The following is a 21,040-nucleotide window of genomic DNA, read 5'->3' on the forward strand; positions in this document are numbered from 1 at the left end:
TAGGAGCAAAAACAGACATATGCAGACCACTGTGCCAAGGCTTTTCAAACGGGTGGAATTTCCGATGCTTGTGGCGGGCCTCTGCATTGCGGGGGCGCTCTGGGGTTTTGTAGAACTGATGGAAGTGGCTCTCGACAGCGCACCACACAGTTTCGACACCAGTATTTTGCTGGCTTTTCGCCAAGTTGGACATCCCGATATTCCGATAGGACCATACTGGCTTCACGGTGTAATGCGCGATATCACCAGCCTTGGCAGCACGATCATCCTTCTGCTGACCACGATGGCGGTCATTGCGTTTCTGCTTCTTCAACGCCAGATGCAAACAGCACTCATCGTTTTCGCAGCAGTGGCAGGCGGGCAGTTTTTATCGAGTATCCTGAAGCTTGGGATCGAGCGACCAAGGCCCGAACTCGTTTCACATCTCGTTGACGTGTCAACATACTCATTCCCAAGCGGACACGCCATGCTCTCGGCTGTCACCTATCTGACGCTTGGCAGCATCGCAGCACAAGTCGTGAAGCGGCGGGTGACGAAGATTTACGTGCTCTCGCTGGCGGTTTTGACCACGTTTCTGGTCGGCATCAGCCGGATTTATCTTGGTGTTCATTGGCCCTCGGATGTACTCGCAGGCTGGTGTGCGGGATTTGCGTGGGCCATGCTGTGGTGGCTTGCCATGCAATTTCCACGCGGACGCGACGCGTCACAGGAGAATTCACTATGATTACGTTCTGCACATTTATTATGATGTTTGACACATCACTATGAATGTATCATACATATCTTGTGCAGACTCAAACTGGAGTTCTGACCGGTGATCACTGCAGCGCAGATGCGCGCGGCCCGTGCACTGGCCGGTATCGACCAGAAGACGCTTGCCGAACGCGCCGGGGTTTCGCTTCCTACCATTCAGCGAATGGAAGCAAGTGATGGCGTGGTCCGGGGGTGGTCGATACGCTGATGAAGGTCATCCAGGCGCTCGACGAGGCCGGGGTGGAATTGATCGGCGAGAACCAACCAAGCGAGCGTGGTGGCCGAGGGGTTCGACTGAAGCCGGTGTTTTCCTAGAGCCCCGTTCAGGGTCCGCAAAAGAGAAAGCCGCGACGGCGACCGCCGAATTAACGACGATCCCTTCGCTTCTTAGCGGAAGGCAAGACTATGGCTCACAGCCGACCCAGGGCGCAGCCGACATTTTCGGAACTGTTCACGCCCAAACTTGTGACGGTGTTGCGCGAAGGCTACCGGCTTCAACAATTTCGCGCCGATGTCGTCGCCGGACTGACGGTCGCCATCGTGGCACTCCCCCTGTCGATGGCGATAGCAATTGCTTCTGGCGTAGGCCCGGAGAAAGGCCTTTTTACCGCGATCGTCGGCGGCTTCATCGTTTCACTGCTTGGGGGCAGTCGCTTCCAGATCGGCGGACCGGCCGGCGCTTTCATCGTATTGGTGGCGGCAACAGTCGAACGGCATGGCGTCGATGGATTGATCCTCGCGGCGGGGCTTTCCGGTGTCATGCTTGTTCTGGTCGGCTATCTGCGGCTTGGCACCTATATAAAATTCATTCCCTATCCGGTGACCGTCGGCTTCACCGCTGGCATTGCCATCATCATATTTGCGAGCCAGTTGCATGACTTGTTTGGCTTGACGCTGGTGGGGAAAGAACCCGGAGAGTTCGTGCCCAAACTTATCGCGCTTGGTGGTGTGGCCGACTCGATCAATGCCAGCGCCGTGTTCGTGGCAGGCTTGACGATATCCACCATCGTAGTCTTGAAGCGCTGGCGTCCGCGATGGCCGGGCATGCTGATCGCCGTAGCTCTTGGCTCGATTGCCGCCGTGGCACTCGGCCTTCATGTCGAGACCATCGGCACACGCTTTGGCGGCATTCCCAACATGCTTCCAGAACCGAAGCTGCCACAGGCTTCTCTGGACAAGATACTGGCCGTTGTACCTGACGCCGTTTCCTTCACCCTGCTCGGTGCCATCGAATCCCTGCTTTCGGCCGTTGTCGCAGATGGCATGAGCGGGCGCAGGCACCGCTCGAACTGCGAGTTGGTGGCTCAAGGTTTTGCCAATATCGGCTCGGCACTCTTTGGCGGGATTTGCGTAACCGGTACCATAGCGCGCACCGCGACCAATGTACGGGCAGGCGCATACAGCCCCATCTCGGGCATCATACATGCCTTATGCCTTCTCGGCTTCATGCTGGTGGCAGCACCACTTGCAAGCTACATCCCGCTTTCCGCGCTGGCGGGCGTTCTCGCAATCGTTGCCTGGAACATGATCGAACGGCCCGCATTCTCAGCCTTGATCAAGTCTTCGCACGGGGACGCCGCCGTTCTTCTGGTGACATTCGGCCTTGTCGTTTTTCGCGACCTGACAACCGGCATTGTCGTTGGCTTTGCCTTGGGAGCACTGTTGTTCATTGATCGAATGGCCAAGTCTGTCGCGGTCGAGGCCGATATGCCACTTGCATCCGAAGACGTTGCAGACACAGTCAACGGCTCGCGCCAAGCGTATGACGCCAAAGCCAGAAATAGCGACGATACGGTGGTTTATCGCATATCGGGTGCCTTCTTTTTTGGTGCGGCATCAACCGTAGGTTCCGTGCTCGACCGCATCGCAGACGAACGCAAAAGCTTCATCCTCGACTGTTCTGCGGTGCCATTGATGGATTCCACCGCGGCCAATGTCCTGGAAAGCGTGGCACGCAAGGCAAAAGCGCAAGGGATTCACTTCTACATAGCCGGTGCGTCGGAACGAATGCGCGCACTTTTAGGCTCCCACGGCCTCACGCCTCCGTTGGTTCACTACATGGAAACAGTCGATAGCGCACAGGCCGATATCAAGGGTGCGAAGGAAACCGTGCGAGCATGACACTACCTGCCGGACACTTAGGGTCAGGACTCTAGATCGCCGGAAGAAACTCCGCCTCATTTCGCGTCATGCGAAACCTCTTCCTCGGGGTCTTTCCACACCAGCGTCCGATAGTCGAAACCGAATTCAAGTGTCGGCTTGACGATGCGAAAATAGGGCGAAAGATCGAAATCACGCGGCGTAAACAGCGAATAATGGCGAATATGCAGGATTTCATGCTTAGAATAACGCGATCTGGCTGAAGAGCGCCCGGGTGCAAGCGTAATTTCAGGCAAAATGGGGTAGCGTATCATCTGATAGGCTTCGGCAATGAGCGTCGAACATATTGCGCGCGTCGGATCACCCGAACCGAAGGCAAGCATACGCCGGCGCCAGCGAACGGGCACGGGCGGCGCTGGCAGGAAATAGCGCAACATGTCGAAGATGTTTTTCAGATCGTAGCGCAGGCCGATCTTTTCGATCATGAACGAAACAATTCGATCACGATCATCCGGCGTCAGGCCGCTGGCCCGGCAGATGCGCGTATTATATGTGTGGTAGCGCGACAGAGGCACGGCGACACACCCCTCACCCAGCCTGACTTCGATCAAGCGCGGACGCTCCGAACCATCTTCCGGTTCCGGCAAAGCGTCGCCAATGTAAAACGCGGCATGCGACCAGGTTGACTGGGTCAGATATTTGATGGCCGCTGAAATCTTCTGGTTGCCTTCGACCAGAAGGATATCACCCGGTTCCAATGTGCGCCGCAGCGTTTCGGGGTCGGACGGCGTATAGGGCTCATAGCCGGAGGATTCGTCCTGCAATCTGTTGGCCAGCCAGCGCCCCAGTTTATCCAGCAATGTGTCGGTGGGCGCTATCATCGTTGTGCCATACCTTGCCGAACTTGAACCATCCTTTCGCTCACAACGCCATTTCCGGAAATCCGTTCAGGGCGAGCGAGGCATTGGAATATCGCAACTCGCCTGTGATCTCGCGCCCCAGCCACCCCGGCAACATGGCTGCGTCCACGGCGTCCGGTGTCTCCAGTTCGGCAACGACCAATCCAGCCAGAGCGCCGTTGAATACGTCGACCTCGTATAGGTAATTTTGGTGGCGGACATGATACCGGTTCTTGTCGATTACAGTACCAAGAGCGAATGCCCGCATCTCCTGCGCCTGTTCGAGCGGAATAGAATATTCAAATTCATCACGCTCGCGCAGATCGCTGCCAAATTTAAGCGTCAGTTTGGCGCTGCCCTCATTGCTGATCCGAACGCGCACCGAGCGTTCCGCCGATATGGCGAGGTAAAATTGGGTAATGGCAATAGTTTTGTCCGCAGCATCACGCCACGAACCGTTCTCAATCAGAAATTTTCGCTCGATTTCCTTGGCCATGGGCCAACTAAAGCGCGTGCGGGAAGGCAAATCAACCGCTGCGGCGCTGACAATGTCGTGCAATGCTCGTGCAATCGTCACAAAGGTCACTTTACCTTAATCAATCGATTGATAAAGGTAATGGCATGATTCCCGTGCCAAATACCTCGCCTGACATCGGCGACATTGCGACCTCGCCAGCCGATCTAACCCGCACAGCACTGATACGGGCGGCACTGAAGCTATTTGGCCGACAAGGTTTCAATGGCACGTCAACGCGCGAAATCGCAGCCTTGGCCAATGCCAATATCGGCTCGATTGCCTACCATTTCGGCGGGAAGAGCGGTCTGCGCGCGGCAGTAGCCGACTATATTGTCGAGACAGTCGAGACGATTGCCGGCCAAGCGATCGGTGATGTTCAGGCGCTGAAGACCGAAATCCGTGATCCGAACGCGGCACGTGACCAGCTATTTTCCGCCATTGAACGCATGGTGGCATTTTTGGTGGCGCGCCCTGAGGCCGGAGACATTGTCCAGTTCATGCTGCGTGAAACCTCCCAGCCAACCGAAGCGCTCGACCGCATCTATGAAGGCGTGTTTGAACCGACTCATCGCAAACTTTGCCAGATCTGGGAGCAGGCGAGCGGAGAGCCGGCGGACAGTGAAGCGACACGCCTCACAATGTTCACCATGATTGGCCAAATCATCTATTTTCGGATCGGACGGGAAATCGTGATGCGGGGCATGGGCTGGGACGCCATTGGCGACAGCGAAGCAAGCAAAATACTTGACGTCGTACGCGATAATTTCAGTGCTATTCTTGCTAACCGGAAGGATGTCTAGCCGATGAGTCTGCTGTGTTCGCTTCCGCTTATGGCACAGATTTTTCTGCATGTGCGCTGCCTGACCCGATAGCCGTGGGCTACGTCGAAGGCGATTACGTCTTGCTGGCGCCGATAGAAGTGGCACAGGTGAAATCCGTATCGGTACGGCGCGGCGACACAGTCCGACCGGGTACACCAATCGTTACACTGGAAAGCGTGGACGCCGAGATCGCGGTGGCGCAAGCCGAGGCGGGTCTTGCTCAGGCACAAGCACAGCTTGCCGACTTGCAGGTCGGCAAACGGCCCGAAGAAATCGCCGTTCTGCAAGCCGCTGTGCGCTCATCCAAGGCGCAGGCTGAAGAAGCCCAACGCGTTTTGGACCGCACGAAAGACCTTTCCAAACGTGGCATCGCAACTCAGGCACAACTCGACGAAGCTGCAACGGCGGTGGAAGTCGCCCAGGCGCAGATCGGCCAGAACGAGGCCAATCTTGCGGTAGCCGGTCTGCCTGCGCGCCCCGAGGAGATCAAGGCTGCCAACAGCAAGGTCAAACAGGCGGGCGCGATGCTGGCGCAAGCAAAATGGCGGCTTTCCAAGCGGTCTTTGGAAGCGCCATCGATTGGGCGCGTCAATGATGTCATTCTCAATCCCGGAGATACTGCGGGACCGGCAGCGCCCGTTATCTCCATACTTCCCGAGGGCGCAGTAAAACTCACCGTCTATGTCCCTGAAAAAATACTCTCGTCGATCAAGGTCGGTGCAGAATTTCATGTCTATTGCGACGGCTGCGAGCCGGATTTGAAAGCCCGGGTTAGCTATATTTCGCCCGATCCCGAATTCACGCCGCCGGTCATCTACTCGCTCGATAACCGGCAAAAGCTCGTCTATCTCGTTGAAGCGCTGCCTGAAGGCAAGGCCACTGCCTTGCAGCCTGGGCAAATCGTGGACGTGGCACCCGTGGATAGCGCGGAATGAACGTCATCGACGTTCATGGTCTGGTCAAACGCTATGGCGAGAAAACGGTTGTGGACCGTGTCAGCATGGCCGTGGCGGAAGGCGAGATTGTCGGCTTCCTGGGGCCAAACGGGTCTGGAAAAACCACGACAATTCGCATCATGTGCGGGTTGCTGACGCCTGACGACGGCACCGGCACAGTGCTTGGCTATGATCTCAAGACCGAAGGGCTGAAGATCAAGCGCGAAGTCGGCTATATGACGCAGAAATTCTCGTTCTACGAAGACCTTACCATTGGTGAGAACCTTGAATTCGTCGCGCGGCTCTATCGAATGCACCCGGTTGAGAAGCAAGTGGCAGATACGCTTGCAGACCTCGGCCTGACGTCGCGACGCAACCAACTTGCCGGCACATTGTCGGGTGGCTGGAAGCAGAGGTTGGCTCTCGCCGCCTGCATCATGCACAAGCCGAAACTGCTGCTGCTTGACGAGCCGACGGCTGGCGTCGATCCCAAGGCCCGGCGCGATTTCTGGGATGAGATACATCTTCTGGCCAGCAATGGCCTGACGGTTCTGGTTTCCACTCATTACATGGACGAGGCGGAGCGCTGCCATCGCATCAGCTATATTTCATACGGCAAGATGCTGGCCACCGGCACGGTTGATGAAGTGGTGCGCAATGCAGGACTTACCACCTTCATTGTGCAGGGTTCGCATCTTGGAAAAGTGGCGGCCGCACTCACCGGAAAACCAGGTGTAGATCAGGTCGCACCATTTGGTACCACTCTTCATGTGGTCGGCTCCGATAGAGATGCACTGATGGCGGCACTAGTCGGTGTCAAAACGACCTTTCCGAAGGTAAGGGTGGAGCAAGGGGAAACCAGTCTGGAAGACGTGTTCATCCAGTTCATGGCCGGTTCGAAGGATAATATGGAATGAACGGCTCCGCGATCCTTTCCTGGTCGCGGCTCAGCGCGCTGTTGATCAAGGAATTTATCCAGATGCGGCGCGACCGCGTCACCTTCGCCATGATGCTCGGCGTGCCGCTGATGCTGCTGATCCTGTTTGGATTTGCTATCAACAACGATCCGAAAGGCCTGCCGGCTGCGCTTCTTTCCATGAGTAGCGACCAATATTCACGCGCCATGATCGCGGCACTGGAAAACACCAACTACTACCGCTTCATCCATATCGCCCAGACCCAAGCCGAAGCAGACGAATTGATGGCAAGTGGCGAAGTGGCATTTCTTGTCACCATACCAGCGGATTTCGGGCAGAAGGTTGAACGCGGTGATCATCCGCAAATCCTGATCGAGGCGGATGCCACTGATCCGTCAGTGGCCAGCGGCGCGATCTCGACGCTGGGAACCATTGCCAGCAAAGCCCTGCTCAGGGCGCGCGGCAAGCAGGAAATGGAGGCGGAAACCGCGAAATCCCAGCTCGATGTGGTGGTTCACCGCCTCTACAACCCCGAAGGGATATCGCAATATAACATCGTGCCCGGCCTGCTCGGCGTTATTCTTCAGATGACGATGGTGATGATGACGTCGATTGCGCTAACGCGTGAAACCGAGCGTGGCACCATGGAAAACCTGCTTGCCATGCCCTCAAGCCCGTTGGAAATCATGCTTGGCAAGGTGCTGCCCTATGCCTGCGTGGGCGCTGTCCAGGTGGTGGTGGTGCTGATCGCGGCCAAGCTCCTGTTTTTCGTGCCTTTCGTGGGCAGTCTCACACTGTTGTTGTCGAGTATTCTCGTATTCGTGCTCGGGCTTGTGCTGCTGGGCTATACGATTTCAACCGTCTCGCGCACCCAGATGCAGGCCATGCAACTGACCTTCTTCTTTTTCCTGCCATCCATCCTTTTGTCCGGCTTCATGTTCCCCTATCGCGGCATGCCCGGTTGGGCACAATGGCTTGGCGAAGTGTTTCCGCTGACGCACTTCCTGCGCATTGTGCGCGCCGTCATGCTGAAAGGCGCGTCGTTGCCGGCGATCAGCATCGAAATTCTCTGGCTGTTTGGCTTTGTCATTCTGTTTGCAGGCCTGGCATTGCTGCGCTTTCGCCGAACGCTGGACTGAATTCCACCACAGCCACAATTCCTCACCAAATATTTCGGTTCAAGTGCGAAAGCTTGATTTGAACCGAACGGCTTTCGCGGCGTTATGCTTCGACAGGAGAAATCATCATGCGAAGCATATTCGGTTCCACGATACTCGTTCTGGCAATGGCATTCACTTCGGCGCCTGTTGGAGCGGCCTATGCCGACAATCTGCAACTGGAAATCGGCCCCAATGGCCCGAAGTTGCGTTTTCAGGAAGATTGCAATCCACGCCGGGAGCGGTGTCGTGATGATCGCCGATTTAACGAACGTCGTGGCAGGGACCGGCGTGAATGTTCGCCGGACAGAGCCTTGTTCAAGGCGCAGCGCATGGGTATCAGACGAGCCCGGATAGACCATATCGGTCGTCGTACCATCGACATTCGCGGCCGTTCGCGCAATGGAGAGCGCGTATTTGTCAGCTTTGGCCGATGGGAGCGGAGTTGCCCGGTCCTGCGCTAGAACCTGTTGGCACCAAATCAGATTTCGGACCGCTGATTATCCGAGCAATTCGCGCTGGCGCTTGGTGCCACCTGCCTTACGCCACGAGTTGAAGCGGTGCGTGGCGGCAGCGAATGAAATCTTCATTTGGCGGGCGACCGAATAGCGCGACTTGCCTTCATCGAACATGCGATAGCAGCATTCGACCCCTTCTTCGGAGAGCTTCCCGGTGACGGTCTTGTTGTGTGGGTTGGCGGGATCGAATTTGTCGACCGGTTGGCCGACCATGGCCTTGAGCCGCTCAAGATCGGATTCGATCGAGGCTATAAGATCAAGGACCGGCTTGGGATCGAATGTTGCCGGGTTCTGCTTGTCCATCTGTCGTCTGCCTTTTGTTCGCTTGTATTTCGATAGCTGACACGGTCGGAACACCGCTAAACACTTTTCCTGGGATTGCTTTAGGTATCTGTTTTTACGCAATCCCGGACGGAAAACCGCTGAACACTTTTCCTGGGATTGCTTGGTTGCCTCTATATAGGTAAACATTACCTGATAAAAAGTGCTCTTTTTCTGATAGTTGATTCAAAAAATCTGATGCTCAGTAGACCCAGTTGCGATTGACCAGCGCGTTCAGAAATATTAGTTTAGAATAATTCTAAACTAGAGTGGAGCATTCATGCTTTCCCGTGTCTTCGGTTTCGGCCGCCGTTCGTTCGACAGCCTCAGCGAACAGGAAATCCTGGCGCTTGCCGTATCCTCGGAGGAGGACGACGCGAGGATCTACCGCGCCTACGCGGATGGGCTTGCACAAGAATTTCCGCAATCGGCCAAGGTTTTCGAGGACATGGCTGTCGAGGAAGACGGTCATCGGGCGGCGCTTATCGACCTCCATCAAAAACGCTTCGGCGAGCGCATCCCGCTTATCCGGCGCGAACATGTAAAAGGCTATTATGAGCGCAAGCCCGACTGGCTGGTAAGACCGCTGGGCATCGAGCGGGTACGCGGGCATGCGCAGGACATGGAGCGCCAGGCCCATCTTTTCTATGTGGAGGCGGCAAAGCGCACCACCGACGCTTCAACCCGCAAACTGCTCGGCGATCTGGCCGCTGCCGAACAGGGCCATGAAACCCTTGCGCAACATCTTGAACAAAAGCATGTGCCGGGCACGGTGAAGGATGAAGAGGCGGCCAGCGAACGGCGGCAGTTCATCCTGACATTCGTGCAGCCGGGATTGGCCGGGCTCATGGATGGTTCGGTTTCGACGCTTGCGCCAATCTTTGCAGCAGCGTTTGCCACACAAAACACATGGCAGACCTTTCTCGTCGGGCTTTCCGCGTCGATTGGCGCAGGCATTTCGATGGGTTTTACCGAGGCGGCCCATGATGACGGCAAGCTTTCGGGGCGCGGTTCGCCGTTAAAGCGCGGTCTGGCATCGGGTATCATGACGACACTGGGCGGGCTTGGGCACGCCCTGCCCTACCTCATCCCCGATTTCTGGACGGCCACGACTGTCGCCGCAGTCATCGTGTTCTTCGAGTTGTGGGCCATCGCCTTCATTCAAAACCGCTTTATGGATACGCCATTCCTGCGCGCGGCATTTCAGGTTGTGCTTGGCGGCGCGCTGGTATTTGCCGCCGGCGTGCTGATCGGCAATGCGTGAGGCGAGCACATCTCCCACGATCTTCGTTAGCTTAAGTGACCTGTTGCGCGAATGACACAGCGGGGCGAAGCCTGCACTTACCCATGAAAAGACCCCGAATCAGCCGCATTCCCGCCACGAACCGGGGCGGTTTTGACGGAAAGTAAAGATAACGTTCACGGACTATTCATGCCTGAGTGCTAACGTATCCAAAGTTCGGAAGGGACATTCGAACATTGGGACAGGGACTCCAAGGCAATGATGATATTGGCTCATCTGCGCGGCTACGCCGCAACTATCCGCGAACTGATCGCGCCGACCTATCGCCCCGAGCGCTATTACATGCGCGGCCCCGGCCCGGCCTGTGCGCGCCGCAACCACAGCTTCAATTTGCAGGCTCACTAAGGCACATCGCGGCTAAAGAGATCATGCAGCGTGCTTGAGGTCATTGTCTTCCTGCATGCCGTTGCCTCAAAACCGCTGGCCAGCTCTCAGGTCAAAACAGTCAGGCTCCCAATCCGTCAAACAGCATGGTGGACAAATAGCGCTCGGCGAAGGATGGAACGATAACGACCATCTTCTTGCCGGTGTTTTCCGATCTTGAACCAATGACAATTGCCGCTTGAAGTGCCGCGCCGGAGGAGATGCCGACCGGCACACCTTCAAGACGCGCAACAAGACGCGCATTGGCAACCGAATCCTCATTCATGACCTTGACGATCTCGTCATAGACGGACGTATCGAGGATTTTTGGCGCAAACCCTGCACCGATCCCCTGGATCTTGTGTGGACCGGGCGCGCCGCCTGACAGAACCGGGGAAGCCTCGGGTTCGACGGCAATGATTTTTACCGCAGGCTTGCGCTTCTTCAAAACCTGCCCGACACCGGTGATGGTTCCGCCTGTGCCGATACCGGCAATCAGAATATCCACGTCGCCATTGGTGTCATTCCAGATTTCCTCAGCCGTGGTGGTGCGATGGATTTCAGGATTGGCAGGGTTTTCGAATTGCTGGGGAATGACTGCATCGGGCAATGTAGCGGCAAGTTCATCCGCCTTGGCGATCGCCCCTTTCATCCCCTTTACGCCCTCGGTCAACACAAGTTCCGCGCCAAGAAGAGCCAGCATCTTGCGCCGCTCCACTGACATCGTCTCGGGCATGGTAAGGATCAGCTTGTAACCCTTGGCAGCGGCGGCAAAGGCAAGAGCAATGCCAGTGTTTCCAGACGTTGGTTCGATCAGAGTTGTCTTGCCCGGCGTTATGCGGCCATCGGCTTCCAGGGCTTCGATCATTGCCACGCCGATGCGATCCTTGACCGAAGCGATCGGGTTAAAGAACTCCAGTTTGACGAGCAAATCGGCAACGATACCTTTTTCGCTGGCAAACCTTTCGAGGCGTACCAGCGGGGTATCGCCGATGGTCTCGGTAATGGAATTGTAGATGCGGCCGCGGCCAGAGACGTGCGCAGCCTCGGATGATTTTGTCATTGATTACGTTCCCAGGTCATGCTGGCCAGACGAGCCTTGATTGCAAAAGATACGATACAGACGAAACCTAGCCGAGTGAACCGAATGCTGAAAGTCCGTCCATTCCTAGAATGATTTTCTCATGAATTTGCAATGACCAAAATTTTCGCCTGATATGAGCTTGCATACGGCAATGATGGGTCATCCCAAGACTAGGGTCAGGACCCATTAATCTGGTTGGACTGGTATGAGCAAATTTGTTCGGATACGAGGAGAAAGCCCGCAGGAAACCACCCGGTTTTCAAGGGCTTGCGACGCTGTAGGCGGGCAAATTGGCCATATCCTTGCGAACAGTGAAACGGCTGCGACCTGCGTCGTCGAACCGCTCGACCGGGGGTGGACCCCGCTCTTCGCGCTTCTCCTTGCATCTCATTGCCGTTTCAGCCGCCATTTCAATCACATTAATGAGTCCTGACCCTAATCGCGCGGTGACACACATCCATCACCAACGCCACGCCAATAGTGCCAATCTTGCCCGTTTATGCCCTTTTACCTTGCGGATGCGGCAATAGAACCATTGCCCTTGGACGCTCTTTTCGCTATGTGCCGTTAGAATAATTTTCGGAGAGGTATTCATGGCTGACCATACGTCAACCGGTCCCGTCGAACTTGGCGCGCAGATGGACTATGCCGAGCATGAGCGCACATATCATGGCTTCACGCTGCTGGCCAAATACGGAACGCTGTTCTGCTGCTCGGTGATGATCGCAATGGCATTCGGATTTTTTGCCGGCGGTTTCTTCTCAGCTACAATTCTGTTTATTCTGATCATGGCCGTCGGCGGTTTCATTCTACGCTAACGTCCTCATCTTCGGCCCCAACTTTTGCGCGCAGTGATCAACGCTGCGCCATTCAAGGCGAGGCTCCAGCCAAAAGGATCATGCGTTGGGACAGACTGTTTTCATCCCTCATGAAGTCGATACCAACGAAAGCCGTGTCGCGGCATCACCGGATTCGGTGAAGCGATTGGTCGGTCTCGGCTTCGACGTGATCGTTGAAGCTGGCGCCGGTGCGCTCTCGCGCATTACCGACGATGAATTCTCCAAGGCAGGTGCAAAGATCGGCAAAGCATCGGATGCGGCCAAGGCCGATGTCGTTTTGAAGGTACGCCGCCCTGTAGAAGCAGAACTCAAAGGCTACAAAAAGGGCGCAGCGGTACTCGCCACGATGGACCCCTATGGCAACGAGCCTGCGGTTGCCGCACTTGCCAAGGCTGGCGTCACCGCATTTGCCATGGAGTTCATGCCGCGCATTACGCGTGCGCAGTCGATGGATGTCCTGTCCAGCCAGGCGAACCTGTCGGGCTATCAGGCCGTTATCGACGGGGCGAGTGAATATGATCGCGCCTTGCCGATGATGATGACGGCGGCGGGCACTGTTCCTGCAGCCAAGATCTTCATCATGGGTGTTGGCGTGGCCGGGCTTCAGGCCATTGCAACGGCTCGCCGCCTCGGTGGCATTGTGACGGCAACGGATGTTCGCCCCGCCGTGAAAGAACAGGTGCAATCGTTAGGTGCCAAGTTCCTTGCCGTCGAAGACGAGGAATTCAAGGCAGCCGAAACATCTGGCGGCTACGCCAAGGAAATGTCGAAAGAATATCAGGCCAAGCAGGCCGCATTGACGGCCGAACATATTGCCAAGCAGGACATTGTCATCACCACGGCGTTGATCCCCGGTCGCCCTGCCCCGAAGTTGATCTCGGCAGCCATGGTCGCCTCGATGAAACCGGGTTCGATCATCGTCGATCTGGCGGTGGAGCGCGGCGGCAATGTCGAGGGTGCAATTGCCGGCCAGGTGGTGACCACGAAGAACGACGTCAAGATCGTCGGCCATCTGAATGTCGCAGGGCGTATCGCCGCATCAGCTTCGCTTCTCTATGCAAAGAACCTTTTCGCATTCCTGGAAACGCTTGTTGACAAGACGGCCAAGGAACTCGCCATCAACCGTGACGACGAATTGGTCAAGGCCACGATGCTGACGGATGCGGGACGCGTCGTGCATCCAGCCTTTGCTGACAAGCAACCGGTGATGATTGCCAAAGCTGCACCTTCTGCGAAAACTGCCAAGGCAGCAGGTACCAAGGCTGTGAAGAAACCGGCAACTCCTAAAAAGGCAGTAGCACCCAAGAAGCCAGCGGCGCCCAGAAAACCTGCCGCGACGAAATCGAAGGGGACCGCGTGATGGACAGTTTGCAACAAGCTCTCGACCAACTCGACAAGGCGACTGCGGCTGTACGCATGGCGGTCCATGATCTGGCAAATGCGCCGGCTGCGGTCGATGCAGCGGGTGATACGGCACATGCGCTATCTGGTGGGGCTATCGATCCCTTTGTCTTCCGCTTCGCAATTTTCATCCTGGCAATTTTCGTCGGCTACTATGTCGTGTGGTCAGTCACACCAGCCCTGCATACACCATTGATGGCCGTTACCAACGCCATCTCGTCGGTCATCGTCGTGGGGGCGCTGCTCGCCGTCGGCATCTCGGCATCGGCTGCGGCAACAGGTTTCGGGTTCATCGCGCTGTTGCTCGTATCGGTCAACATCTTCGGCGGCTTCCTTGTCACGCAGCGCATGCTGGCCATGTACAAGAAAAAGGAACGGTAAAGCGCCATGAATGCGAATTTCGCTTCCTTTCTCTACCTCATCTCCGGCATTCTTTTCATTCTGGCCTTGCGCGGTCTGTCGCACCCGACGACCAGCCGAAAGGGCAATCTCTACGGCATGGTCGGCATGGGGATCGCCATCGTCACCACGCTGGCGCTTGCACTCCCGTCAGCGGGCGGATTCGGGCTGATCGTCCTCGGTCTCGCCATTGGCGGCAGCGTCGGCGCGTTGACCGCGCGGCGCATTGCCATGACCTCAATGCCGCAATTGATCGCCGCGTTCCATTCGCTTGTCGGCTTTGCCGCCGTCATGGTGGCTGCGGCGGCGATGTATGCGCCTGAAAGCTTCGGCATTGGTGCCGTCGGTGCCATTCATGGACAGGCCCTGGTTGAAATGAGCCTTGGCGTTGCCATTGGTGCCATTACCTTCACCGGTTCGGTGATTGCCTTTCTGAAACTGGACGGTCGCATGTCGGGCAAACCGATTATGCTGCCAGCTCGTCACGCGATCAATCTCCTCTTGGGTGCCGCGTTGGTCCTGCTGATCATCATTCTGGTGACCACGCAAAGTTACACGGTTTTCTGGCTGATTGTCCTTGTTTCGCTGGCGCTTGGGGTACTGCTTATCGTTCCGATCGGCGGGGCGGACATGCCCGTCGTCATCTCGATGCTGAACTCCTATTCAGGCTGGGCGGCAGCAGCACTGGGCTTCACGCTTGGCAACCTCGCGCTGATCATCACCGGTGCGCTGGTCGGTTCCTCCGGCGCGATCCTGTCCTACATCATGTGCAAGGGCATGAACCGCTCGTTCATTTCGGTGATCCTTGGCGGCTTCGGTGGTGAAACTGCCATTGCCGGGGCGGATGACGGCATCGAGCGCACGGTCAAGCAAGGATCGGCAGACGATGCCGCCTATCTGATGATGAACGCGCAAAAGGTCATCATCGTGCCCGGCTACGGCATGGCCGTCGCACAGGCGCAGCATGCCCTGCGCGAGATGGCAGACAAGCTCAAGGCCAATGGCGTTGAAGTGAAATATGCCATCCATCCGGTGGCGGGCCGTATGCCCGGCCATATGAACGTGCTGCTGGCAGAAGCCAATGTGCCATATGACGAAGTGTTCGAACTTGAAGACATCAATTCCGAATTCGCACAGGCTGACGTTGCCTATGTTATTGGTGCCAATGACGTCACGAACCCGTCGGCACGCGACGACAAATCCTCTCCGATCTTCGGCATGCCCATCCTTGATGTCGACAAGGCGCGCACCTGTCTCTTCGTCAAGCGTTCGCTCGGTTCAGGCTATGCCGGTATCGACAACACGCTGTTCTACAAGGACGGCACGATGATGCTACTTGGTGATGCCAAGAAGATGACCGAGGAAATCGTCAAAGCGATGGAACACTGATCAAGCATGACAAGATGAAAAAAGCCCGGCAAATGCCGGGCTTTTTTTACGAGGGAAAAGTTAAAGCACATCGCGTCTAAAGGGGGTTATCCAAGGTGCTTCAAGCCTTTGTTTTTGTGCATGTCGTTATCTGAAAAACCGCTGCACACTTTTGGACGACATGCACTAGATGTCGAGGTTGGCGACAGACAATGCATTTTCCTGAATAAACTCGCGTCTGGGCTCGACCTCGTCACCCATCAGCCTGGAGAACAGGGAGTCGGCACCGGCCGCATCATTGACCTTGACCTGAAGGAGTGAGCGCACATTCGGGTCGAGCGTCGTCTCCCATAGTTGTTCTGCATTCATCTCGCCAAGGCCCTTGTAACGCTGCATTGTCAGCCCTTTGCGACCCGTCGCAAAGATGGCATTGAGCAATGCCAAGGGGCCGGAAATGACCTCTGACACTTCCTTCCTGCGTAACACAGGAGGCTGAGAGTACACTTCATCGAGACGCGGCGCGTAGCGATCAAGTTGGCGCGCATCGGCTGAATTGACCAGCGCCATGTCCAGATGGACATATTCCTTCACACTGCGCACGGTCCGTTCAAGCACATAGCCGCCCGTGCCGTCATTGGACGTTGCGGTGCGCCCTATCCAGCCTCGTTCGGTGTCCTCGGCAACAATGTCGAGCCGTTTGGCGACGCGCTCCGCCATTGCGTTGGCCTTGCCAAGATCGTTGAAAATGTCGGGGTTCAGCGCACCGGCGATTGCAGCCTGCTCGACCGCAGCCCGATTGTAGCGCGTATGAAGCCCGTTGATGAGCTGGCGCACCGCCAGTGCATCATCGACTGCGCCTCGCAAATCCTGCCCCGTCCTGACCTCGCCCGAGGCAAGCGTCAGCGATGCTTCCTCCAACCCCGAACCGATCAGAAACTCCTCGAAGGCGCTTTCGTCCTTGAGATATTGCGAACTCTTGCCGCGTGAGACTTTGTAAAGCGGCGGCTGGGCGATGTAGAGATGGCCGCGCTCGATCAGTTCGGGCATCTGCCTGAAGAAGAAAGTGAGCAACAGGGTTCTGATATGGGCACCATCGACGTCGGCGTCCGTCATGATGATGATCTTGTGATAACGCAATTTGTCGGCGTTGAACTCGTCCTTGCCGATCGAAGTGCCCAGCGCCATGATCAGCGTGCCGATCATATCGGAACCAAGCATTCGGTCAAAACGCGCCCGCTCGACGTTGAGGATTTTGCCGCGAAGGGGCAAAATCGCCTGATTTTTGCGCGAGCGTCCGCCCTTGGCGGAGCCGCCGGCAGAATCTCCCTCGACGATGAAGATTTCAGACTTGGCCGGATCGCGTTCCTGGCAGTCGGCGAGTTTGCCTGGCAATGAACTGATATCGAGCACGCCCTTGCGGCGGGTCAGTTCGCGTGCCTTGCGAGCTGCCTCACGGGCTGCGGCGGCCTCAACCACCTTGGCAATCAGTGTCTTGGCTTCTGCGGGATGTTCCTCGAACCACGTTCCAAGCGCCAGGTTGACAAGGCTTTCGACAACGGGCCGAACCTCGGACGAAACAAGCTTATCCTTGGTTTGAGAAGAGAACTTCGGATCGGGAACCTTGACCGATAAAACGGCGGTAAGCCCCTCACGCGAATCATCACCAGTGATCGAGACTTTTTCCTTCTTCGATATTCCAGAGGTTTCCGCGTAGCTTGTTACCTGACGGGTTAATGCGCCGCGGAACCCGGCAAGATGCGTGCCGCCGTCGCGCTGCGGTATGTTGTTGGTGAAGGCCAGCACATTCTCGTGGTAACTGTCGTTCCACCACATCGCCACTTCGACGGTGATACCATCGCGTTCGCTACGGATCGATATCGGGTTTTCGATCAATGGCTTCTTCGCCTTGTCGAGATATTTGACGAACTCCTCAAGCCCGCCATCATAGTGCAACTCCTTGGTCACAATGTCGGCGTGGCGGCTATCGGTCAAAACGATGCGCACGCCCGAGTTCAGAAAGGCAAGCTCGCGCAGCCGGTGCTCAAGCGTCTCAAAATCGAACTCGACCATGGTGAAGGTTTCGGCAGAAGGGAAAAACTGATCTCGCTGCCACTTCGACCCTCATTCGTACCCGCAACCATTTCGGGCGCATAAGTGCCGGTAACCTTGAGTGGGGCATCCGAATTGCCGTGGGTAAAGCCCATCTCGAAGATCTGGCCGTTGCGACGGATCTTCAATCGTAGCCACGCCGAAAGCGCATTGACGACCGACACACCAACGCCGTGCAGACCACCAGAAACCTTGTAGGAATTCTGATCGAACTTACCCCCGGCATGGAGTTGCGTCATGATGACTTCGGCGGCAGAGATACCCTCGCCTGTGTGGATATCGGTCGGAATACCGCGCCCATTATCAGTAACCGTCACCGAACCATCGGGATTTAGCGTCACCGTCACAAGGTCGGCGTGGCCTGCAAGGGCTTCATCAATGGCGTTGTCGACCACCTCGTAAACCATGTGGTGCAGGCCAGAGCCGTCGTCAGTGTCGCCGATATACATGCCCGGCCGCTTTCGCACAGCGTCCAACCCCTTCAAAACCTTGATGGAATCGGCGCCGTACGCGGCCTGTTCGCCGGAGGCGTTATCGGTCTGATCGCTCATGGAAACCTGTTTTCTCGATGTCGTGTATCTCGCACGCTGAATTGTCCCGAATCGTGCGAATTAACTTCACCAGATATAAGCGTTCAAAGCCGATTTTCCAAGTTTTTCGGGCGTTTAATCACAGCCAGACGACTTTCCGGCACCGGAACCAAAGAAACGAACGGTCAACTTGCCGCGACCCGCAATGGCTTCAATGCACCACACCAGCGCTCAAGCTCATCCAGCATAACAGTCGCACCTGATGGTACATGTTCGGGAGGCTGAAACGCACCGTCCTCATCGAGAGATTTTTGATAGAATGGTAGTGCGACGGCTTCGGGTATCGGCATGATCTTCATGGTGGTGAGCAAAGGCTTGAGCGACTGGACCGAACGCAAACCACCCGACGCACCGCCGTAGCTCAAAAAGGCGGCGGGCTTATATTTCCATTCTCTTGAGAGATAATCGACCGCGTTCACAATGGCGGGTGCTGCATAGTAATTATATTCCGGCGTTACGAAGACGAAAGCATCGGCGGCATCGATCTCCTTTGCCCATGCCTTCGTGTGGTCGTTCTCATATTGCTCAAGGCGCGGATGTTTCGGCTCATCGAGCAGCGGCAATGCAAAGGTGGCAATATCGGTGATAACGGAATCGAACTTGCCATGCTCGTCTGCGAATTTTTTCAGCCATTCGGCAAATACCGGTCCGGCGCGACCCGGACGCGTGCTGCCAATGATGATGCTCAGACGATGTTTCAAGGCAAGTTCCTTCCGATATGCGGGAATCAATCGATAGACGCGACATAAGACGGTGCCAGCCTGTGGGCAAGGTGAACACACTGGTAACCATTACGATGGCAAGCGCGCGCCTCGGCGCGATAATGATTGACGCTCAGCCGCAATAGTTGTTGGCGCGCCAACTTGAAATGCCTCTGTCGCATGGACGCCCAAATTCGCGCCTACAAGAACGGTCCATTTCTTGACGAAAAACCGCTGCACACTTTTTCTGGAATTGCTTTAGATTGATCGTTTCAGCGGAGCTTTTGATGGATTTTACGCCCGCCCCCTTCGTTCCTCCTGCGCCGAAGCCGCGTAGCGCGCCGCCTTCGACCCTGGAAATGATACGAATCGTCTATCGCAACCCGCTCGAATTGTGGGGAGCCCACCTATAACGAGCCGTGGATTTCGGTTGGCGGGATCGGTGGGCCGCTGGTTATCGCCAATGATCCGGGCCTGATCCGCCATGTGCTCGTCGACAATGCGAAAAACTACAAAATGGCGACGGTGCGCCAGATGATCTTGCGGCCTATTCTGCGCGATGGACTTTTGACCGCGGAAGGCGAAGTCTGGAAGCGTTCGCGTAAGGCGATGGCTCCGGTCTTCACGCCACGCCATATATTCGGATTCGCTGCGCCCATGCTGAAACGTACGCTTGAATTCGTCGAGCGTTACGAAAACGGTTCGACATCCGACATTGCTCACGACATGACGATGCTGACCTATGACATACTCGCCGAGACGCTGTTTTCTGGCGAGATTGCGGGCGAAGCTGGCAGTTTCGCCAAGGAAATCGACAGGCTGTTCGAGACAATGGGACGGGTCGATCCTCTTGACCTGCTACGTGCACCAGAATGGCTTCCACGCATCACCCGCATCCGTGGCCGCAAGACGATGGCTTATTTCCGCAAGATCGTCACCGATACCGTGTCGATGCGCGAAGAAAGACTGAAAGCGGCCCCCGCCGGTGCGCCTCAGGATTTTCTCACCTTGCTGTTGAATGCCGAAGGGCCTGACGGGCTGACGCGTGCCGAGATCGAGGACAACATCATCACCTTCATCGGTGCCGGTCACGAGACAACGGCGCGCGCCTTGGGGTGGACGCTTTACTGCCTTGCTGAATCACCTTGGGAGCGTGAGCGGATCGAACAGGAAATCGATGATGTGTTGGCGCATGAACCTGATCCGACAAAATGGCTCGACGCGATGCCGTTTACGCGTGCAGCATTCGATGAAGCACTACGTCTTTACCCGCCAGCACCTTCGATCAACCGAGAACCAATAGAGCCTGAAACCTATGGCGAGCTTTACATTCCGCCACGCGCAGCGGTTCTGGTAATGCCCTGGGTGGTTCATCGGCACCGAAAGCTGTGGGACAAGCCCGATGCTTTCATGCCCGAGCGTTTCCACCCTGGAAACCGTGAGAAGATTGATCGTTTCCAGTACCTGCCTTTCGGAGCGGGCCCACGCGTTTGCATTGGTGCCAGCTTTGCCATGCAAGAGGCAATCATTGCACTCGCCATTCTTATGTCGCGCTTTCGTTTCGACACCACCGCACAGACAAAGCCGTGGCCGGTACAGAAATTGACGACACAGCCACAAGGCGGTTTGCCGATGCTGGTGAGCCGCCGATGACAGCCAAGCCTGCGAATACAAAAGCGATGATGGTGCATATAACGGGGCGCGTGCAGGGCGTCGGCTTTCGTTTCTGGACACAAGGCGAAGCTGAAAGACTTGGGCTGTGCGGCTGGGTGCGCAATGAAACCGATGGTTCGGTCAAGGCGCTGATCGTTGGCCCGGATCAGGCCGTGTCGGCGATGCTGGAAGCCTTCCGCAGCGGGCCGCGTGGGGCTGTCATATCTGATGTCGTTGCTGAATTGGCAGAGCCGAACGAAGCGTCCAGCAAATTCCTGATAACCAATTGAAA

At 56.4% G+C, this 21,040-nt stretch carries 18 protein-coding genes and 4 pseudogenes; 16 read left to right on the forward strand and 6 right to left on the reverse strand.

What is annotated here, in order from left to right; genetic code table 11:
• The first annotated feature begins 19 nt into the window (after positions 1-19).
• The 3 genes and pseudogenes from AC0L7S_RS03725 (at position 20) to AC0L7S_RS03735 (ending at position 2,874) form a co-directional block, all read left to right on the forward strand.
• Positions 20-724 carry a phosphatase PAP2 family protein gene (locus tag AC0L7S_RS03725; RefSeq protein ID WP_473473131.1) on the forward strand — a complete coding sequence of 235 codons (705 nt, stop codon included), beginning with the start codon at positions 20-22 and terminating at the stop codon, positions 722-724.
• Between the two features lie 90 nt (positions 725-814).
• Positions 815-1,068: pseudogene (locus AC0L7S_RS03730) on the forward strand (helix-turn-helix domain-containing protein).
• Between the two features lie 90 nt (positions 1,069-1,158).
• Positions 1,159-2,874 carry a SulP family inorganic anion transporter gene (locus tag AC0L7S_RS03735; RefSeq protein ID WP_473473132.1) on the forward strand — a complete coding sequence of 572 codons (1,716 nt, stop codon included), beginning with the start codon at positions 1,159-1,161 and terminating at the stop codon, positions 2,872-2,874.
• Positions 2,875-2,930: 56 nt separating this feature from the next.
• On the opposite strand, the gene AC0L7S_RS03740 is transcribed toward AC0L7S_RS03735, so the two are convergent.
• Both AC0L7S_RS03740 and AC0L7S_RS03745 read right to left on the reverse strand, forming a co-directional pair.
• On the reverse strand, positions 2,931-3,734 hold the full coding sequence (locus AC0L7S_RS03740; protein WP_473473133.1) for a C40 family peptidase: 804 nt from the start codon (positions 3,732-3,734) through the stop codon (positions 2,931-2,933).
• A 40-nt stretch (positions 3,735-3,774) separates the two neighbouring features.
• The gene (locus AC0L7S_RS03745) at positions 3,775-4,248 is read right to left on the reverse strand and encodes a CYTH domain-containing protein (protein WP_473474169.1); all 474 of its coding nucleotides are present in this window, start codon (positions 4,246-4,248) and stop codon (positions 3,775-3,777) included.
• 125 nt (positions 4,249-4,373) lie between these two features.
• On the opposite strand from AC0L7S_RS03745, the gene AC0L7S_RS03750 reads away from it, so the two are divergent.
• The 5 genes and pseudogenes from AC0L7S_RS03750 (at position 4,374) to AC0L7S_RS03770 (ending at position 8,563) form a co-directional block, all read left to right on the forward strand.
• Entirely contained in the window at positions 4,374-5,069 is a 696-nt protein-coding gene (locus AC0L7S_RS03750) for a CerR family C-terminal domain-containing protein (protein ID WP_473473134.1), read from the forward strand.
• A 3-nt stretch (positions 5,070-5,072) separates the two neighbouring features.
• Positions 5,073-6,025, forward strand: a pseudogene (locus AC0L7S_RS03755) (HlyD family secretion protein).
• Complete coding sequence (locus tag AC0L7S_RS03760) at positions 6,022-6,942, forward strand: ABC transporter ATP-binding protein (RefSeq protein WP_473473135.1); 921 nt, start codon at positions 6,022-6,024, stop codon at positions 6,940-6,942. The pseudogene AC0L7S_RS03755 and the gene AC0L7S_RS03760 overlap by 4 nt, the downstream one beginning before the upstream one ends.
• Positions 6,939-8,081, forward strand: a complete 1,143-nt coding sequence (locus AC0L7S_RS03765) for an ABC transporter permease (protein WP_473473136.1) — start codon at positions 6,939-6,941, stop codon at positions 8,079-8,081. Before AC0L7S_RS03760 ends, AC0L7S_RS03765 begins: the two co-directional genes overlap by 4 nt.
• Positions 8,082-8,188: 107 nt before the next feature.
• Positions 8,189-8,563 carry a hypothetical protein gene (locus tag AC0L7S_RS03770; RefSeq protein ID WP_473473137.1) on the forward strand — a complete coding sequence of 125 codons (375 nt, stop codon included), beginning with the start codon at positions 8,189-8,191 and terminating at the stop codon, positions 8,561-8,563.
• 36 nt (positions 8,564-8,599) lie between these two features.
• On the opposite strand, the gene AC0L7S_RS03775 is transcribed toward AC0L7S_RS03770, so the two are convergent.
• Positions 8,600-8,920 carry a hypothetical protein gene (locus tag AC0L7S_RS03775; protein ID WP_473473138.1) on the reverse strand — a complete coding sequence of 107 codons (321 nt, stop codon included), beginning with the start codon at positions 8,918-8,920 and terminating at the stop codon, positions 8,600-8,602.
• 298 nt (positions 8,921-9,218) lie between these two features.
• Here AC0L7S_RS03775 and mbfA point away from each other — a divergent pair, with 298 nt between their 5' ends.
• Together mbfA and AC0L7S_RS03785 are read left to right on the forward strand one after the other, a co-directional pair.
• Positions 9,219-10,202 (forward strand): iron exporter MbfA, encoded by a 984-nt coding sequence (mbfA, locus tag AC0L7S_RS03780; protein ID WP_473473139.1) that lies wholly within the window; start codon positions 9,219-9,221, stop codon positions 10,200-10,202.
• Between the two features lie 237 nt (positions 10,203-10,439).
• The gene (locus AC0L7S_RS03785) at positions 10,440-10,586 is read left to right on the forward strand and encodes a hypothetical protein (protein WP_473473140.1); all 147 of its coding nucleotides are present in this window, start codon (positions 10,440-10,442) and stop codon (positions 10,584-10,586) included.
• Between the two features lie 100 nt (positions 10,587-10,686).
• Here the strand turns inward: AC0L7S_RS03785 and cysK are convergent, their stop codons facing one another.
• Positions 10,687-11,667, reverse strand: coding sequence for a cysteine synthase A (cysK, locus tag AC0L7S_RS03790; protein ID WP_473473141.1), 981 nt, complete (start codon positions 11,665-11,667; stop codon positions 10,687-10,689).
• A 614-nt stretch (positions 11,668-12,281) separates the two neighbouring features.
• On the opposite strand from cysK, the gene AC0L7S_RS03795 reads away from it, so the two are divergent.
• The 4 genes from AC0L7S_RS03795 to AC0L7S_RS03810 all read left to right on the forward strand — a co-directional run bounded on the left by AC0L7S_RS03795 (position 12,282) and on the right by AC0L7S_RS03810 (position 15,716).
• On the forward strand, positions 12,282-12,506 hold the full coding sequence (locus tag AC0L7S_RS03795; RefSeq protein WP_473473142.1) for an aa3-type cytochrome c oxidase subunit IV: 225 nt from the start codon (positions 12,282-12,284) through the stop codon (positions 12,504-12,506).
• Between the two features lie 85 nt (positions 12,507-12,591).
• The gene (locus tag AC0L7S_RS03800; protein ID WP_473473143.1) at positions 12,592-13,887 is read left to right on the forward strand and encodes a Re/Si-specific NAD(P)(+) transhydrogenase subunit alpha; all 1,296 of its coding nucleotides are present in this window, start codon (positions 12,592-12,594) and stop codon (positions 13,885-13,887) included.
• Positions 13,887-14,309, forward strand: coding sequence for a proton-translocating transhydrogenase family protein (locus AC0L7S_RS03805; protein ID WP_473473144.1), 423 nt, complete (start codon positions 13,887-13,889; stop codon positions 14,307-14,309). Before AC0L7S_RS03800 ends, AC0L7S_RS03805 begins: the two co-directional genes overlap by 1 nt.
• Before the next feature lie 6 nt (positions 14,310-14,315).
• The gene (locus AC0L7S_RS03810; RefSeq protein ID WP_473473145.1) at positions 14,316-15,716 is read left to right on the forward strand and encodes an NAD(P)(+) transhydrogenase (Re/Si-specific) subunit beta; all 1,401 of its coding nucleotides are present in this window, start codon (positions 14,316-14,318) and stop codon (positions 15,714-15,716) included.
• Between the two features lie 165 nt (positions 15,717-15,881).
• Here AC0L7S_RS03810 and gyrB read toward each other — a convergent pair.
• Together gyrB and AC0L7S_RS03820 are read right to left on the reverse strand one after the other, a co-directional pair.
• A pseudogene (gene gyrB / locus AC0L7S_RS03815) lies at positions 15,882-18,355 on the reverse strand (DNA topoisomerase (ATP-hydrolyzing) subunit B).
• A 164-nt stretch (positions 18,356-18,519) separates the two neighbouring features.
• Positions 18,520-19,095, reverse strand: a complete 576-nt coding sequence (locus tag AC0L7S_RS03820) for an NADPH-dependent FMN reductase (protein WP_473473146.1) — start codon at positions 19,093-19,095, stop codon at positions 18,520-18,522.
• A 287-nt stretch (positions 19,096-19,382) separates the two neighbouring features.
• On the opposite strand from AC0L7S_RS03820, the pseudogene AC0L7S_RS03825 reads away from it, so the two are divergent.
• Both AC0L7S_RS03825 and AC0L7S_RS03830 read left to right on the forward strand, forming a co-directional pair.
• Positions 19,383-20,748 (forward strand): annotated as a pseudogene (locus AC0L7S_RS03825) (cytochrome P450).
• Positions 20,745-21,038 carry an acylphosphatase gene (locus tag AC0L7S_RS03830; protein WP_473473147.1) on the forward strand — a complete coding sequence of 98 codons (294 nt, stop codon included), beginning with the start codon at positions 20,745-20,747 and terminating at the stop codon, positions 21,036-21,038. The pseudogene AC0L7S_RS03825 and the gene AC0L7S_RS03830 overlap by 4 nt, the downstream one beginning before the upstream one ends.
• Positions 21,039-21,040 lie beyond the last annotated feature (2 nt).

It is taken from the genome of Mesorhizobium sp. G2-6-1 (genome assembly GCF_055809095.1).

Coding starts and splice junctions, on each gene's coding strand:
- AC0L7S_RS03810 (WP_473473145.1), top strand. CDS start 14,316: ATGAATGCGAATTTCGCTTCCTTTCTCTACCTCATCTCCGGCATTCTT.
- mbfA (WP_473473139.1), top strand. CDS start 9,219: ATGCTTTCCCGTGTCTTCGGTTTCGGCCGCCGTTCGTTCGACAGCCTC.
- AC0L7S_RS03735 (WP_473473132.1), top strand. CDS start 1,159: ATGGCTCACAGCCGACCCAGGGCGCAGCCGACATTTTCGGAACTGTTC.
- AC0L7S_RS03805 (WP_473473144.1), top strand. CDS start 13,887: ATGGACAGTTTGCAACAAGCTCTCGACCAACTCGACAAGGCGACTGCG.
- AC0L7S_RS03785 (WP_473473140.1), top strand. CDS start 10,440: ATGATGATATTGGCTCATCTGCGCGGCTACGCCGCAACTATCCGCGAA.
- AC0L7S_RS03795 (WP_473473142.1), top strand. CDS start 12,282: ATGGCTGACCATACGTCAACCGGTCCCGTCGAACTTGGCGCGCAGATG.
- AC0L7S_RS03765 (WP_473473136.1), top strand. CDS start 6,939: ATGAACGGCTCCGCGATCCTTTCCTGGTCGCGGCTCAGCGCGCTGTTG.
- AC0L7S_RS03725 (WP_473473131.1), top strand. CDS start 20: ATGCAGACCACTGTGCCAAGGCTTTTCAAACGGGTGGAATTTCCGATG.
- cysK (WP_473473141.1), bottom strand. CDS start 11,667: ATGACAAAATCATCCGAGGCTGCGCACGTCTCTGGCCGCGGCCGCATC.
- AC0L7S_RS03760 (WP_473473135.1), top strand. CDS start 6,022: ATGAACGTCATCGACGTTCATGGTCTGGTCAAACGCTATGGCGAGAAA.
- AC0L7S_RS03770 (WP_473473137.1), top strand. CDS start 8,189: ATGCGAAGCATATTCGGTTCCACGATACTCGTTCTGGCAATGGCATTC.
- AC0L7S_RS03775 (WP_473473138.1), bottom strand. CDS start 8,920: ATGGACAAGCAGAACCCGGCAACATTCGATCCCAAGCCGGTCCTTGAT.
- AC0L7S_RS03740 (WP_473473133.1), bottom strand. CDS start 3,734: ATGATAGCGCCCACCGACACATTGCTGGATAAACTGGGGCGCTGGCTG.
- AC0L7S_RS03750 (WP_473473134.1), top strand. CDS start 4,374: ATGATTCCCGTGCCAAATACCTCGCCTGACATCGGCGACATTGCGACC.
- AC0L7S_RS03830 (WP_473473147.1), top strand. CDS start 20,745: ATGACAGCCAAGCCTGCGAATACAAAAGCGATGATGGTGCATATAACG.
- AC0L7S_RS03745 (WP_473474169.1), bottom strand. CDS start 4,248: ATGGCCAAGGAAATCGAGCGAAAATTTCTGATTGAGAACGGTTCGTGG.